Origin of the sequence: Paraburkholderia sp. SEWSISQ10-3 4, from assembly GCF_030464785.1 — a bacterium.
GTDB classification, from domain to species: Bacteria; Pseudomonadota; Gammaproteobacteria; order Burkholderiales; family Burkholderiaceae; genus Paraburkholderia; species Paraburkholderia aspalathi.
The window spans coordinates 134,106-148,788 of record NZ_JALPRI010000006.1; the positions used below are offsets into that span (position 1 = coordinate 134,106).

At 58.6% G+C, this 14,683-nt stretch carries 12 protein-coding genes and 1 pseudogene; 3 read left to right on the forward strand and 10 right to left on the reverse strand.

What is annotated here, in order from left to right:
- Nucleotides 1–211: 211 nt before the first annotated feature.
- The 4 genes from M0D68_RS15520 to M0D68_RS15535 all read right to left on the reverse strand — a co-directional run bounded on the left by M0D68_RS15520 (nt 212) and on the right by M0D68_RS15535 (nt 4,343).
- Complete coding sequence (locus M0D68_RS15520; protein ID WP_256456641.1) at nt 212–1,939, reverse strand: carboxylesterase/lipase family protein; 1,728 nt, start codon at nt 1,937–1,939, stop codon at nt 212–214.
- 657 nt (nt 1,940–2,596) lie between these two features.
- On the reverse strand, nt 2,597–3,442 hold the full coding sequence (locus tag M0D68_RS15525; protein ID WP_093647098.1) for an MBL fold metallo-hydrolase: 846 nt from the start codon (nt 3,440–3,442) through the stop codon (nt 2,597–2,599).
- 21 nt (nt 3,443–3,463) lie between these two features.
- Nucleotides 3,464–3,790, reverse strand: a complete 327-nt coding sequence (locus tag M0D68_RS15530; protein WP_200652885.1) for a hypothetical protein — start codon at nt 3,788–3,790, stop codon at nt 3,464–3,466.
- 7 nt (nt 3,791–3,797) lie between these two features.
- A complete protein-coding gene (locus tag M0D68_RS15535; protein WP_256456643.1) occupies nt 3,798–4,343 on the reverse strand; it encodes a sugar ABC transporter in 546 nt (181 codons plus the stop codon).
- Between the two features lie 165 nt (nt 4,344–4,508).
- On the opposite strand from M0D68_RS15535, the gene M0D68_RS15540 reads away from it, so the two are divergent.
- Nucleotides 4,509–5,414, forward strand: a complete 906-nt coding sequence (locus M0D68_RS15540; RefSeq protein ID WP_256456644.1) for a LysR substrate-binding domain-containing protein — start codon at nt 4,509–4,511, stop codon at nt 5,412–5,414.
- Nucleotides 5,402–6,298 carry a hypothetical protein gene (locus tag M0D68_RS15545; RefSeq protein WP_256456645.1) on the forward strand — a complete coding sequence of 299 codons (897 nt, stop codon included), beginning with the start codon at nt 5,402–5,404 and terminating at the stop codon, nt 6,296–6,298. The genes M0D68_RS15540 and M0D68_RS15545 overlap by 13 nt, the downstream gene beginning before the upstream one ends.
- Nucleotides 6,299–6,429: 131 nt before the next feature.
- Here the strand turns inward: M0D68_RS15545 and M0D68_RS15550 are convergent, their stop codons facing one another.
- From M0D68_RS15550 to M0D68_RS15565, 4 genes and pseudogenes are all read right to left on the reverse strand, one after another.
- On the reverse strand, nt 6,430–7,005 hold the full coding sequence (locus tag M0D68_RS15550; protein WP_200652883.1) for a helix-turn-helix domain-containing protein: 576 nt from the start codon (nt 7,003–7,005) through the stop codon (nt 6,430–6,432).
- A 324-nt stretch (nt 7,006–7,329) separates the two neighbouring features.
- Nucleotides 7,330–7,540, reverse strand: a pseudogene (locus tag M0D68_RS15555) (ABC transporter substrate-binding protein); the annotation flags it as partial.
- A 334-nt stretch (nt 7,541–7,874) separates the two neighbouring features.
- A complete protein-coding gene (locus M0D68_RS15560) occupies nt 7,875–9,314 on the reverse strand; it encodes a DEAD/DEAH box helicase (protein ID WP_266224751.1) in 1,440 nt (479 codons plus the stop codon).
- 110 nt (nt 9,315–9,424) lie between these two features.
- Complete coding sequence (locus tag M0D68_RS15565; RefSeq protein ID WP_256456647.1) at nt 9,425–10,306, reverse strand: aldo/keto reductase family oxidoreductase; 882 nt, start codon at nt 10,304–10,306, stop codon at nt 9,425–9,427.
- Nucleotides 10,307–10,464: 158 nt separating this feature from the next.
- Here M0D68_RS15565 and M0D68_RS15570 point away from each other — a divergent pair, with 158 nt between their 5' ends.
- Nucleotides 10,465–11,043, forward strand: coding sequence for a TetR/AcrR family transcriptional regulator (locus M0D68_RS15570; RefSeq protein WP_244863968.1), 579 nt, complete (start codon nt 10,465–10,467; stop codon nt 11,041–11,043).
- Between the two features lie 55 nt (nt 11,044–11,098).
- On the opposite strand, the gene M0D68_RS15575 is transcribed toward M0D68_RS15570, so the two are convergent.
- Together M0D68_RS15575 and M0D68_RS15580 are read right to left on the reverse strand one after the other, a co-directional pair.
- Nucleotides 11,099–12,568 carry an MFS transporter gene (locus M0D68_RS15575; RefSeq protein ID WP_266224753.1) on the reverse strand — a complete coding sequence of 490 codons (1,470 nt, stop codon included), beginning with the start codon at nt 12,566–12,568 and terminating at the stop codon, nt 11,099–11,101.
- 136 nt (nt 12,569–12,704) lie between these two features.
- Nucleotides 12,705–14,663 (reverse strand): aconitase family protein, encoded by a 1,959-nt coding sequence (locus M0D68_RS15580; protein WP_093637958.1) that lies wholly within the window; start codon nt 14,661–14,663, stop codon nt 12,705–12,707.
- Nucleotides 14,664–14,683 lie beyond the last annotated feature (20 nt).

A 14,683-nucleotide genomic window follows, 5' to 3' on the forward strand; every position in this document is an offset into this window, starting at 1 on the left:
GGTTCAAATCGCTCAAAGATGCCAACTGCAAAATCGAGGCTCGATACGAATTCTATAGCGAGGTGCATATCGACTATTTGCACCGCCTTGGATGACGCTGGCCGACTTGGTCAGCCAAAGCGTCATCCAATACCGATTCCCTCCATTCGAAATAGTCCTGACACTCTTCCCTTAGTACCATTAAACAGGTATGGATCTTAATCTCGCGTGCTTACTGGTATTGGCGGTTAACCGTCAGGTTTGCGTCGTTAAGTGGCTGAACAAGATCGATTTGTGCTTTCACCGGATTTGGTTGATCCACTTGCACCGTACCGGCCGCGGTAAACTCGATCTGATTGTCGAGCGTGATGCTGTACACCGGCCAGTTGGTGACGCCCGCGTCAGATGGATTTCCCGTTTTGGCAAACGCCGCCCAATACGCATTCATGCGTTGGGCGACCTGCTCGTCCTGACTCGTGACCGCGTTGCCGTACTGTGACGCAAGGGTGTCGAAGACATACGGTACCTCGGCAGCATGCACTGCGCCGCTGACCGTGTTTTGCACTGATTGTGCAACGTACGAAAAGCGATACAAGTAGGTGGGGGCGCCTCGGGAGGTGAAGTTTCGTGCAACAAAACGCGCGGGCTCGTCCATCGTAATTACACGGGAGATCTGGCTTTCGACGGCGGCGACGGTGGCCGTGCCCGTGGGATCAAATGCCGCGCTTGCTGCGGCTACATTTTGAGCGCCAAAGATCGCGTACGCCTGGTCTTTCGTCGTAATACCGGGAGTAGAAAAGCCGAGGTCGGCATTGTTTACCCCGAGCATGAGAGGCACTTTGGCGAATTGCCCACTGTTGTATAGATTTTCGGGTTCATCGAGCACCAATTTGCCATCGACGATCGCGCCGCCCGAAAAGGTAGCGACATTTTGCGGAGTATTCAACGTCGTAATGTCGAGTCCATTGACGACTTGATCTGCGGACAGCGCGCGCAGCGCTTGCAGCGCGTTCGTGTCGGCGCCATTGATACCGAATTCCTGAGCGAATACGGTACCCTGTTCTTCGGCGGAGGCGCCGACGGTTTTTGAGTTACGTGTAAGGGAACGCCCGTAATATTGATTTACGCGTCCATTGCCAGACTCGTTAATTGCCTTCTGGAATAATCCTGCGGCCGATGGTGACGTCAAAAGATTATGGATCGACTCACCGCCGGCCGATTCGCCGAAAAGCGTGACGTTTCCGGGGTCGCCACCAAAATTGGCGATGTTGCGCTGCACCCACTTCAACGCGGCGATTTGATCCATGTAGCCGTAATTGCCCAACACCTGGCCGGACTGCGCTGCGGCCGCGGTGAGCGCGGGATGGCCAAAGAAACCGAAGCGGCCGACACGATAATTTAAAGTGACGAGGATGACGCCTTGCTTGGCAAATTGCGTGCCGTCATATTCGGGCATGGATGTGCCGCCTACGACGTATCCACCGCCGTAGATCCAGACCATGACCGGTAACTTGGTGTTTGACGAGGACCCGGAACTGCTGGTGGGACGCCAGATGTTGAGATACAGGCAATCTTCGGACGGCGTCGTGGCCAGCGGCGTAACCGCCGGGTCGACAGGCTGCATGCAGTCGTGAACAAATGACGTGGCCTGGAGCACGCCGTTCCAGGCCGCCACAGGTTGAGGTGGTTGCCAGCGTAGGTTGCCGACCGGCGGAGCCGCAAAGGGGATGCCCTTGTAAGCAATGACGCCCTTGGCCGTGGCGCCCTGCACCGCGCCGGCATCAGTCATGGTGATAGTCGGCGTGGTCGACGGGCCGCTACCACCGCATCCCCCCAGCATTACAGCAACACTGGACGAGACCAGGAGTGTCGGTAAGCGTTTCAATCTGCTTTGCGTCAATACCGCGTAAAATCTGAATTTTTCCAACACGTGATTTCTTGGCGTATTAGTGGATTTCATTATCCTGTCCAGGTGCGTGAAACATCATTTGCCCACGATGGTGCCCATGTCGTAAGGCGGGGTGCGCGGCGCCGCATGGAATCCAGTATCTGTGGGGTGATTTTGAGGGTCAAATTCGCGACAATAATGGCGAATATGAATTCCGCTCATGCACATTGACCAAGGGCCAATATATAAATGTGGATTTAAAACTGCCCTGCTTTAGTTATGAAGTCGAGTAAATGTGATCCACCTGGACACCTAATCCATTCTTCAAATTGATCAATGCACGAAAGCGGGCATTGCGGAATGACTAGAACGGGGAAGGCGTGAATGACCGCTGAACCGTGGAAGCCGCCGTTGAGGTCGCGCCGGGTCGAAGGACCGAATCGGGTCGGCCTGAGCCGATCGTCATCCCTCACAGTGCAGCCATGAGCCGCCTTTAACATGCGTTGTCGGTCGGACGCTTATGCGTCGGCTTGCCCCTGTAACCGATCATCCGATCGAGAGAGACAAACGCTCCTTTTTCGGCCGAAGCGGCTGCCCCGTTAGTGCAACCGGATGTCCCCTATAAAGCACGAAGCGGCCAAGGCCGTTGTCACCGCAACGGAGTGTGCGTAGTTGCTCCAGTGCAGAATGCCGGAGTGGTATCAGATGTGGTTGCTTCTGTTCGCGGCCTCATGCTTCGGTCTCGTAAAGCAGGCCGTAGCTCCCGCCTGTTCGCTTTATTCGCGCGAAGCCGAGTTCCCCCAAATGCATACCGGCAATCAACAGTCTCTCCGAACTGACCAGGTCCAGAAGCCGTGATCGTGTGGTGACTGCCAGGGAAGGGTCTTGATCGAATGCAATCGATACGTCTGGCCGTTCAATCTGGATGTGAGGAAAATGAACAATATCTCCCCAGACAAGCAGGCTCTGATCGCGGGATTCGAGCAGATATCCGGAGTGTCCATCTGTGTGTCCCGGTAGTGGCATCGCTCTGATACCGGGAAGCACTTCCCCCTCATCGAAAGTACGGAGCTTGTCGCGGTAGCCGTCGAACACTTGGCGCGCTATCAGGAAGTTACCGCGGGCACGCTCGCTGGCACGACTTAGATTTCCGTCATCCTGCCAAAATTCGACCTCTCGATGATGGGCAACTAGCTCCGCATTCGGAAAGGTAATTTGTCCGGCCGCGTCAACTAGCCCTCCGACATGGTCGGGATGGGCGTGCGTGAGCAGGATTGTGTCGATCTCGGATAGTTCGACGCCAGCAAGCGATAAATTGGTTCTCAGGCGACCGCCCCATTGCTTGATGCCTCCAGCCCCACCGTCGATGAGAATCGTGCGGCCCGCTCCGCGTACTACATAGCAGTTGATATGCACGGCGGAAGGCTCCTTCTGCCCTGCGTCACTTTGTATTCTGGAGGCTTCGGAAGGGTCGATATTCGAGAGGAAGTCCAGACTAGCAGTGAGGTAGCCGTCGCTGATTGCGGTGATCGTGAAATCCCCGGCTCGCTGACTTGGAAAGGTAATGGTGGACACAATTCTTCTCCGGAAGACTTCCTAATTTCGGGCGTGAATGTTCGACGCGGCATAACCAAAACAACGGATGCGCGCTGTGAGACCCGTGCAGCACTCGATGGCGTCGTCCAGGGCTTCCATGAACTGGTTCATCACCGGAGGCGTGCGAAATGTCTCAAGGCGATATTGGACTTCCGCGAAGACGGGATGTCCGTGCCCATGCCGAACTTCGACATAGATGACATGAACGTTTTCGAGTGCCGCTTCAAGGACACCAGTACAGAGTTTGACGCAGTCGCAGGAAAGATTGGCAAGCCTCTCATCAGACGGCATGTGCCCGGTAGGGATGTAGATAGTCACATTGGGCATCGCGGACCTATTTTTCCTGTCCGGTCGAAACGGTGGAGGAGCGTGTCAGTTGTTCCGTCATCGGCGAGTAGAGGTGGACACCTTCGGGCATGCTCCCGACAAGCTGCGCGTTTCGCCGAAGCAGTTTTGCGAGCCAACGGTGTTCCGGAAACTTCTCCAGCGCAACTGCTCGCATGGCCAACGGTGTGAGGCCCATTTGGATCAGCGGTTCGGGGCCGTTTGCACAAAACACGAGGAGTTCGTCTGCATTGACCGCCGGCGCAAGGCCAATATCGCTGTAGAGATTTCGGTGCCAGTCGGCGATGTGTTGCTGCCACCTTGCAAAATTGCCGCCGCCTTTCTGGCGATATTCCTCTCCCGTCAGGACATCGAGACCGTCGATCGTGTGGACGGCAAGGTAGGCCGGGCAACCATCGCTTAACGACTTGAAGCGCTGTGACGTGTGAAAGCCGGTAACCGAGATAAGGGCGGGCAGTTTCTCAAGGCTGTAGAAGTCGTTCCATTCGGCTTCGCTGCTTAGATCGGCGAAGCTGCATTCCACGGTGTAGATCATCAGATTATCCTTCGTGGCGCGTAAGCAGATTGCTGCAAACGATCCATGTTCATTGCGGTAACGTAATGCTAATCTGAGATTTTCGGCGTATATAACGATATAAAGTCAGCCTTCAGTGATATTTACTCAAGCTGACATTGAACGCATAACAATCGGCGAGACCCAATGCGACGTAAGATCCCAAGCAATTCCGCGCTCCAGGCTTTTGAGGCCGCGGCTCGACACGGCAGCTTCGCCCGCGCGGCTGAAGAACTAGCGCTGACCGAAGGCGCCGTCAGTCGTCAGATCGGTCGACTGGAAGCATTTTTGGGTGTCGCGCTGTTCGAGCGCGTTGGAAATCGGGTACGGCTTGCTCCCAACGGCACGCGATACGCTGTGCAGGTTCGCGAGATTCTGGATCGACTGGAACGGGACAGCCTATATCTGATGGGGCAGCCCATCGAAGGCGCGAGCATTGATATCGCCGCGATTCCGACCTTCGCCACCCGTTGGCTTATCCCTCGGCTGAAACGCTTTCAAAATAAACATCCGAACATCACGGTGCATATCGCCGAACGTATGGAACCCTTCATCCTTGCGGGTAGCGGTTTTGACGCAGCAATCCATTTTGAGCATCCAGCATGGGCGGGTATGCATCTACATCGCCTGCTAGAGGAGGTGCTTGTTCCCGTCTGTAGTCCCGCGCTCCTCGCAGACGCCGATGCGAACATATCGCTAGACGAACTCCCACGCCTTCACAGGCGACAAAACCCGGACGCGTGGCAGGTTTATGCACAAGAGGCCGGCATCGTGCTGACCAATTCGGCGGTTGGCGCACGTTACGATCTCCATTCCATGCTGATCGAGGCGGCGCTAGCGGGCTTGGGTGTTGCATTGGTGCCGCGTCTTTACATCGGGGCAGAACTTGAGCAAGGCCGCCTGGTAGCGCCTTGGCCGGACGGCAAAGCGATTACCAAAAACTTCTGCCTTGTTCTTCCTGAGCCAATCGAGTTGAGTGAAGCCCCACTACAGGCATTTGCGAAATGGATTCTTCACGAAGCCCAGGGCTCAGCGGCTCAATGCAGCCTCTGACGCTCATACCGCCTGACCTCAACGCCCTGAACGCGCAAGCACTGCGCGACTTGACGGCTGGGCTGCTGAAGCAGGTCAGCCCGCTATACTCGCAACGCCATCAACAACTACGGATTGCTGGAATGAATCGCAAAATATTGGGCGCCTTGGCCATATCGTTCGGTATATCGTCGGCCGCTTTCGGCGGGAGCTTTGTGTGTCCGACTGGCCCTGGGCCAGGCGAACGCCAGATCGGCATGGCGGGTGGCTCTCCCGGCGTCGCACCCGTGCCCATGTGCGTCCAGGACGCACAATCCCAACAGCAATCACAACCGGGCCGCGCCGCGGATCCGCAAGCGGATGCTGCTGCCGGGCTTGCGAAGGCGATGGGCAGCCTCGCCACAAGCCAGATATATCTGTTGGAGGATATGAACAAAACGGCGCAGGACCCTGAATTCAGGAAGCTTCGAACGGGTTATTGGAGCTACTTCCACGACACCCAGCAGCCCAGCTCGGGACAAAAGTGCGTGGCGCTTTTCCAGAACCTCAAGGGTGCCGTCCAACTGTCGGGACCGGGCAGTTCCTACAAAGGGGCGATGCTCACCTTGATGGGCCTGGATATCCCCAAGCCCTCGACAGTCGCGCACATCAAAGTCACGCTGGATCAAGGCGATGGCAATCCGCAAACCGTGAACGTCTTCAATTACGCCGTGGCGCAGGGCAAGCTTGGTGCCGTCTCGTTCGGCATCCCCACTGCCGAGGCGCTGCTGCAAGGGATGACCAAGAATGATATGACGTTCAAAGTGTCCGTGGATGGCAAGCAGGTAATCGACACGTTCTACCACGACGGCCTGCAGGCGCGCGAACAGCTCCGGCTATGCCTCGCCGGACGACCGAAGATATAGATCACTGTACGCGTTTCCCCCGCCAGGCGACTGACTCCTGGCGGGACGATACCCTCGTGCGAAGGCAATATTGGAAGAGCCGCTCAGCAGCGCTTTCGCTTTCCGAAACCAATTGACAGTTGCGCTGCTATTCAAAGGAGCCTGGGCGTCCCGACCCAAAGAAAGACAGATTCAATCTGTGCTGTATTTTCCCAACTGTGCGGCACCTTCGATTCGTAATGCGCACTGTCTCCGGCCTTCAATACGAACGTTTCGCCCTCCAATGTCAGCAACACTTCGCCGGCAATGACGTACAAGCACTCCTCAGATGCATGCGTTGCGACTTCGGTACGCTTTTGCCCGGGAGGCATCTTCACAAGAATCGGATCTAACTGACACCCGCCTCTCAAGTTTGTCAACCGTGCAAACCGATTCGCCGAGTCTGCAAAACCAAAAAAACTCACCTGGTCACCACGACAGACCGAGCGCTCTTCGCTGGGCCGTTCGACGAAATACCGCACAGTTACGCCGAGGGCGTTTGCAATGCCTGTTAGCGAAGTGATAGAAGGAGATGCCAGACCTCGCTCGACTTGCGAGAGGAAGGGCTTCGAAATACCCGCCCCCGTTGCCGTTTCTTCGAGAGTGCGTTTCAGCCGCAGTCGCAGCGAGCGTATCTTGCTACCCAGTGTGGAAGCTGGATTCGATATTTCGTTTGTTGCTGTGAGCATGACATGACCAATGCAGAATTATGTGCTTTTAGCGTGCCGACCCGGACAATGCCGAAATTATTCAAGCCGTATATAGCGAGAAAAATCTCTCATCGCAAATTCTGACTCCCGATACCAGGATGTTCCGACTTCCAGACCAGGAGGTCGGCGGCGCAGCTTATCCAGCAGTGCACACCTGCGCAACGGTATCATGTTCTATTAAGAATTAATAAATAGAATCCTTACCGATTAATGCAAGACTTATTGCATGCCTGAATCCGTCGTGCAGCAGGCTTACGCTCTAGATGATTCTTTGACGCTTTCGGCCTCAAAGAGAGGGGAAACTTGCGGGTTGAAACGAATCGTGCCAATCACGCCGGTATAGTTAGCGGTTTCCAGCGCAGGCAGATTAGACATGCGGATCGACTGAATGCGCGCGACGCATCGCATCGGCGAGCCACATCATCGCGTCGTAGCCGTAAGGCGCAAACACGACCACTTTGCCGTAGCGCGATTCGAATCGCTGTTCGAAGTCCGCATAGCGCGCCAGCTTCGCGGCCAGTGTCGCAAGCGAGGTGCCGCCGCACGACGCTGCGACCGCGAGATACAGCAGGGGCTGCCGATATACCGCAGTGACGGGTCAAAGGTGAATGCTGAGTGTGTCGCGAGGGCCCATGCGGCACAGAACATCGCACCGGCTAGCGCGCCCCATCCGAGAATTACCGAGGCGGCGATTCCTCGTCGCTGATTGCGCGCGCCAGGCACCGTGCCGGCCGCCGTCGCGATGGCGGCGACGGGACTATGGCAATGGTGGCGCCGGCGCAAAGTCCGGGCGACACGGATGCATTGAAGGTCTAATACCGCGTCGTCCTCATCCCCACAGATCAGGGTTAGCGTTTGCCGCGGCCACCGGCCGGTTTGCCAGCCGCTTTAGGTGAACCCGCAGCTGGCTTGCTGGCGGGTTTGCTGCGTGGCTTTTGCACGCTGAATGGGCTACCGCTGGAGAAGCTTGAGCCTTGGCCCGCGGCCACAGTGCGCTGCGTCGCAGGCTTGCGTTTGTTTTCGCCACTTTGTGGGCGCGGTTTATTGCTGGGCACCTGCATGGCGCCCGACGCCGCTTGCGGCACTTTCGGCTTCTTGGGCTTTTTGGGTTTCTTGATGATCTCGCCTGTCGCGCTAGTTTGCGGCACGCGGTGTTCGGCTTCAAAACCCGGCTCTTCTTCACGGCGCAGTGTTTGCCGGATCAGCGCTTCAATCGCGGCCAGTTGAGGCGCTTCATCGGCACACACAAGGGACACAGCCACGCCACTCGCGCCCGCGCGGCCGGTACGGCCAATCCGGTGCACATAGTCTTGCGCCACGATCGGCAGATCAACGTTGATCACCAGCGGCAGGTCGTCGATATCCAGCCCGCGCGCCGCCACGTCGGTGGCGACCAGCATTTGGACTTCGCCCGTCTTGAAGCGCTCCAGCGCACGCAGGCGCGCGGGTTGCGGTTTGTCACCGTGGATGGTGTCGACCGCATAGCCCGCGTCATCCAGCATGGCCGCCAGGTAATCCACGCCAATGCGGGTTTTGACGAACACCAGCGCGTGCTCCCAGTTGTTCTCAGCCACAAGGTGCATGAAGAGATCTGGCTTGTTCTTTTTATCCACCGTCACCACCCACTGCTTGATCTTGCTGGCCGTGGCATTGGGCGGGCTGACGCTGATATTGACCGGGCCGCGCAGAATGCCCGCCGCCATGGCGCGGATATCATCGGTAAACGTGGCAGAGAAGAGCAGAGTCTGGCGCTGAGCGGGCAAGGCAGCAAAGACGGCGTTGAGTTCGCGCGCAAAGCCGAGGTCCAGCATGCGGTCGGCTTCATCCAGCACCAGCGTTTGTACTTGATCAAACTGCACTGCGTTCTGGCGATGGAGATCCAGCAAACGGCCCGGCGTGGCAACGAGCACATCCACGCCTTTGCGCAACTTCATCATCTGCGGGTTGATACTCACACCGCCGTAGGCGGCCAGAAATCGTAAGTCGAGGCCTTTGCCGTAAACGATAAAGCTTTGCAGCACCTGTTCGGCCAGTTCACGGGTGGGCACCAGCACCAGAACGCGCGCGCGGTTGCTGGACACCGCCGGGCCGTGTTGCACCAGCCGTTGCAACAGCGGCAGCGCAAAACCCGCCGTTTTACCAGTGCCGGTCTGTGCCGCAGCCATGACGTCCTTGCCACTGAGCACAGCAGGAATCGCCTTGGCCTGCACCGGCGTAGGTGTCTGGTAATTGAGGCCCTGCAGATTACGCAGCAAGGGATCGATCAGGCCAAGCGAGGCAAAAGACATTGGCGTATTCCGGGGTAAAACCGCAATTCTAGCTTCTAGCGGTTACCGCGCCGATTGCACCGCGCAGATCAAAGGTCAAACCGGCAGCCGAAGCAGCTGACACGACCGACCTAGTCTTGCGTCTTCCCGGAACCGATTTTGTCCAACGACGACAGAACATCCTCTGGCAAGTGAAGGTTGACGCTTTTAATGTTCTGCTTCAGATGCTCGACTGACGAGGTACCGGGTATCAGGAGGATGTTCGGCGAGCGCTGTAACAACCATGCAAGCGCTACCTGCATCGGTGTCGCTTCACATTGGTCTGCAGCGTGGCTCAGCGCATCGGCCTGCAGCGGAGAGAAGCCGCCGAGCGGAAAAAACGGGACATAAGCGATGCCATCTTCCGCAAGACTGTCGATCAGCGCGTCATCGTTCCGATGAGCAAGGTTGTACATGTTCTGCACGCACGCAATGCGCGTAATCGCGCGGCCCTGTGCCACCTGCCGTGCGGTCACATTGCTCAGCCCGATGTGACGAATCAAGCCTTTCGTCTGCAGCTCCGCGAGCGCCGTCAAAGGCTCTTCGATGTCGCCCTCAGTCGGTGCTGCGACGTCGAACATCACACGAAAATTCACGACGTCCAGCGTATCGAGACCGAGATTGCGAAGGTTGTCATGCACCGCCGATTCCAGTTCGGCCACCGATGACGCAACATTCCACGAGCCATCGCTACCCCGGCTGGCCCCAACCTTCGTGACAATAGTGAGAGCGTCGGGATAGGGATGGAGCGCCTCGCGGATAAGCTGATTGGTAACGTGGGGGCCATAGAAATCGCTCGTGTCAATGTGCGTGACTCCGCTTTCAACAACGGCACGAAGCACTGCTATCGCTGCGGCGCGGTCTTTCGGTGGGCCGAAAACGTGAGGACCCGCTAGCTGCATCGCGCCGTAGCCCATGCGCGTAACAGACAGGTCGCCAAGTTGAAAAGTACCTGCTCGCGTAACGTCAGCCATTGATGCACTCCTTCTTTCGGGTTGTTGTTTCCGTAGCTACAAAGTGTTCGGATAGAATACGAATAATCATTCAGATTGTGAATTCGCATATGCGGACAGATAACGGACAGGGGCTGGACGCCCGCAAACAGCCGCAGCAGGCGCGTTCCCAGGCTACCGTGGACGCGATTTTCGATGCGACTATTCAGGTTTTGCTGGCTGAGGGCTTGCAGCGGCTTACCACTATCCGGGTGGCCGAGAGAGCCGGCGTATCTGTCGGAACGCTTTATCAGTACTTCCCTCAAAAGCAGGCGCTTCTTTTTGCCGTGCTGCAGCGGCATCTGGAAAGAGTGGTGAAAGCGATCGAGGACGCCACTGCGTCAGCGCATAACGCGTGTTTGTCGACGATGGTGAAGGCTGTGGTTGCAGCATTCGTGAAAGCAAAGACGGAGAACCTGGACGAATCGCGTGCGCTATATGCGGTTGCCCTCGAACTCGACTCACGCGGCTACGTTCGTGAAGTGGAGGCTCGCAACCGCGCGGCGCTGGAGGCTATGCTGAAGACGGCTTCCGATGCGCATTTTGACGACATGTCCACGACCATTTTCATGTTCACGGGGGCATTGGTCGGCCCCATGCGTTTGCTGCTTGAGGGGAAGTTGCCGCAATCAATGATCCGCAAGCTTCGCGGTCAACTTGAGTCGCTCTGTCTAGGGTATCTCGAACGCGAAGCGCGTCCGAAGGGTTCAGCGAACTAGTCACAACTGAAGGACCGTTGTGGGCCGGGAGCACTCATTCGTGCCCCACCCCCGTCTACCTGGAAATCTTCTCCAACTCAAGCCCCTTCGTCCGCGGCCCCATCAAGCCAATCGCCAGCATCACAATCAGCATCGCCCCAGCGATAAACACAAACACGCCAGCCGTCCCGAAGTGCTTCAACACCGCCGCAATCAGAAAGGCCGTGAAAATCGCCGAGAAGCGGCTCCACGAATAAACGAAGCCCACCGCCCGCGCGCGGATGCTGGTCGGAAAAAGCTCGGTCTGATACGCATGGTAGCTGTACGAAATGATGTTACCCGCGAGCGTCAGACACACGCCGAGACTCACCAACAACACCGCGCCGGACGCCTGACTAAACCACAAACCGCACACGATATTCACGGCCGCCATCACTACGATCACCGTCTTGCGTTCGAAGCGGTCGCCGATAAAAAGGCCGATAATCGGACCGATAGGCGCAGCTAACGCGATCACGCTCGAGTACATCAGGCTCGTGGTGATCGTAATGCCCTGCTTGATCAGCAGCGTCGGCACCCAGTTCGCAAAGCCGTAAAAACCGACGGTCTGGAAGATATTGAAGATCGTCATCATCAGCGTGCGGCTGCGGTACGGCGGCACCCACATATCGCGGAAGCTGCCACGCGGCGCGACCGGCGCGGGCGGCGCCGGCGGCGGCAGTTCACGGCCGTATTCACTGCGTACTTTCGCTTCAAGCTCGCTCATCACGCGATCGGCTTCGACGAGACGCCCCTGTTGCGCGAGCCAACGCGGGCTTTCCGGCAACGCGCGCCGGATCCACCAGACAAACAGCGCACCGTGCGCTCCGATCAGCACCACCCAGCGCCAGCCGTCGAGGCCGAGCAGTGTGCGCGGCACCAACAGATAAGAGAGAAAAGCCACCACCGGGACGGCCGTAAAACCGACGGCCTGCTCGCAGGCGAAAGCGCGACCGCGAATCTGCTTGGGCACCAGCTCCGAGATATACGTGCCGATCGTCACCAGCTCGACGCCGATGCCGACGCCCGCCACGAAGCGCCAGAAGTTCAAACCCGTCGCCGTTTCCTGAAACGCCATCACGACGTTGGCCGCCGTGTACCACAGCAGCGAATACGTGAACACGGCGCGGCGGCCGAAGCGATCCGCCAGAAATCCACACGCGATCGTGCCGATGAACAGCCCGCTGAACAGAGCCGCGATAAAACTCGCGACGCCGGTGGAGCCGAACAGGCCGTGCGTCGTCGCGGTCAGCAGGCCGCTTTTGACGAGGCCAGGCGCGACGTAGCCCGAATACAGCAGGTCGTACAGTTCGAAGAAGAAGCCGAGGCTCAGCAACACCACCAGCTTCCAGATGGAACGCGTGGCGGGCAGCCGGTCGAGGCGCGCGGAGATGCTACCGGCGTCGAGCGTGGTAGATGCAGCGGACGCCGCGGCAGTCGCGCTTGCGGAAGACGCCGCGCCGCCGGCGCTGCGCGCGACGGACCCAGCGTGATCGGGGGATGTCATATTGTTTGTCTCCTGGTGATGCAGGTCATTCAGGCGATGCACGATGATGCTCGCCGCGGCCGGTCTTGTGCCGGCCTTGGGTACTTTCGTATGTCACACGCACCGCGATGCCGGGCCGCAAGGTCCGGCCAGCATTCTAGCCGCGGGCGCGCTTCAATTGTTCGAAGGTGGTGATTTTTCCGGCCAGCGCGCTCGCCGCAACGGTGTACGGGCTCGCGAGCCACACGTTGCCCGGCCCCGAGCGGCCAGGGAAATTGCGGTTGATCGCGCTGATCGTCACCTCGCTCGCATCGGCCGACTGCCCCGGTCCGCAATTCGCGCACGAACCGCAGCCCGGCATCACGAGCGTCACGCCGGCACGCTCGAAAACCGGTAAATAGCCCTGGTTCTCGCAGTAGGCGCGCACGGCCATGGTGCCGAATTGCAGAAAGAGACGCGTGCCCTCGGGCACATGCATGCCCTGCTCCACGCCCCAGCGCAATACCTCGTGATAGAAGTCGAAGTCTTCGCGCTTGCCCGCCGTACACGAGCCGCCATACGCGATATCGATCGCGATGTCCTGCTCCAGTTGCGGCGCCGGCACACCATTGCCCGGATCGCCCGGGCGCGCGAGCATCGGTTCGATGGCGGTGGCGTCGATGCGGATCGTGTCGCGATACGTGGCGCCTGAATCGCTTTTCATCCAGTTTTCAAGGGTGAAATCGACACCGCGACGTTCCTTCAGGAACGCCACCGTGCGTTCGTCGGGCTCGACGATACCCGTGAAGCCGCCCAATTCCGCGACCATGTTGGTCAGCGTGGCGCGTTCGTCGATCGACATCGCGCGTACCGCGGCGCCGCCGTATTCGAACACGAGACCGATCGCGCCGCCCGAGCGGATCGCGTCCATCTGCAACAGATGCAGCACGAGGTCTTTCGCGGTGACGCCGTCGCGCAACGTGCCGTCGATTTCAATGCGCAAGGTCTCCGGCACTTTGCAGCGCACGTAACCCGTCACCCAGCTATTGGCGATTTCGGTTGCGCCCGCACCGAATGCGAGGCAACCGAGCGCGCCGGAATGCGGCGTGTGCGAGTCGGTACCGCATGCGACCTGCCCTGGCAATGCGTACTGCTCAGCCATCAACGCATGACAGATGCCTTCGGAACCCGGCGAATTGTCGAGCGCGCCGTGCGAGCGCACCGGATAGTCGCGCGAGAACGACGTGTGCCCTTCCATCAGATTGGCAACGCCCGGCAACAGTCCGTCGCGAACGTGCGGAATGCTTTGCGAGGCAAGCACCAGGTGATCCTGAAACGCGATGATGTGATCCGGCGCATGCAGCGGCGCAGGCTTGCCGAACGCGCGATGCATCAGATGCGCGCACATGCCGGTGAAGTAGTCGTGGCTGAAGCGCCAATCGGCGGCAATGAACACGCCGTCGCCGCGCTGCGCGCTTTCAATGCCGGGATGAAGATGGCGCTCGATGATCTTCTCGACCAGCGTCTTCGGTTCGGCGGTGCTTGCTTCGTTTGCCGGGTTTGCCATCTCCCGCACCCGCGGCGCCGGCCAGTCCGCGAACTTGCTGTACGCAAGCAAGCCGCCGCTGCGAATGATCTGCTGCGTGAGGGCATCGCGCCCCTTGAGAAACTCGTCGATCGGCACCGCCTCTCCTGCGATCAGACGATCGAGCACGGAGAAATCGGTGGTCGTGAGAATGCCGATATTGTCGCAGTTCTGCTGATAGATACGCTCGAAACTCTCCGCAACGATCAGGCGAATACCCGCCGACAACTCCGCTAACGGACTCGATTCGCGCGACGACCCCTTGCCGTAGCGCTTGCCCGCCACCGTCACCTGGAAGCCGCCGTTCCTGACCGCATCGCGGCCGATCGGCATGCGCTCGCCAGCCTTGAAGCCGACGTACGGATACTGGCCGAGGCGTTCGTCATAGGTGAGCATGACGGTGACCGGTGTGATTTCGTCGGTAGAGACGTTATCGCGCAGCGCACCGGCGGTGGCGCGCGTGAAATTTTCGCCGGCGAGTTGCGCCTCGATCACCGCAGGGTCCTGTGACAGGTACAGCACGCGGCCGTCCAGACGAATCGTATCGCTCATGAGCATTCTCCTTGCGCCCA

What these genes read in the sequence shown, in the direction of transcription:
- M0D68_RS15580 (WP_093637958.1), bottom strand. Translation starts at nt 14,663, where the DNA reads ATGAGCGATACGATTCGTCTGGACGGCCGCGTGCTGTACCTGTCACAG.
- M0D68_RS15565 (WP_256456647.1), bottom strand. Translation starts at nt 10,306, where the DNA reads ATGGCTGACGTTACGCGAGCAGGTACTTTTCAACTTGGCGACCTGTCT.
- M0D68_RS15535 (WP_256456643.1), bottom strand. Translation starts at nt 4,343, where the DNA reads ATGATCTACACCGTGGAATGCAGCTTCGCCGATCTAAGCAGCGAAGCC.
- M0D68_RS15540 (WP_256456644.1), top strand. Translation starts at nt 4,509, where the DNA reads ATGCGACGTAAGATCCCAAGCAATTCCGCGCTCCAGGCTTTTGAGGCC.
- M0D68_RS15550 (WP_200652883.1), bottom strand. Translation starts at nt 7,005, where the DNA reads ATGCTCACAGCAACAAACGAAATATCGAATCCAGCTTCCACACTGGGT.
- M0D68_RS15530 (WP_200652885.1), bottom strand. Translation starts at nt 3,790, where the DNA reads ATGCCCAATGTGACTATCTACATCCCTACCGGGCACATGCCGTCTGAT.
- M0D68_RS15545 (WP_256456645.1), top strand. Translation starts at nt 5,402, where the DNA reads ATGCAGCCTCTGACGCTCATACCGCCTGACCTCAACGCCCTGAACGCG.
- M0D68_RS15575 (WP_266224753.1), bottom strand. Translation starts at nt 12,568, where the DNA reads ATGACATCCCCCGATCACGCTGGGTCCGTCGCGCGCAGCGCCGGCGGC.
- M0D68_RS15520 (WP_256456641.1), bottom strand. Translation starts at nt 1,939, where the DNA reads ATGAAATCCACTAATACGCCAAGAAATCACGTGTTGGAAAAATTCAGA.
- M0D68_RS15560 (WP_266224751.1), bottom strand. Translation starts at nt 9,314, where the DNA reads ATGTCTTTTGCCTCGCTTGGCCTGATCGATCCCTTGCTGCGTAATCTG.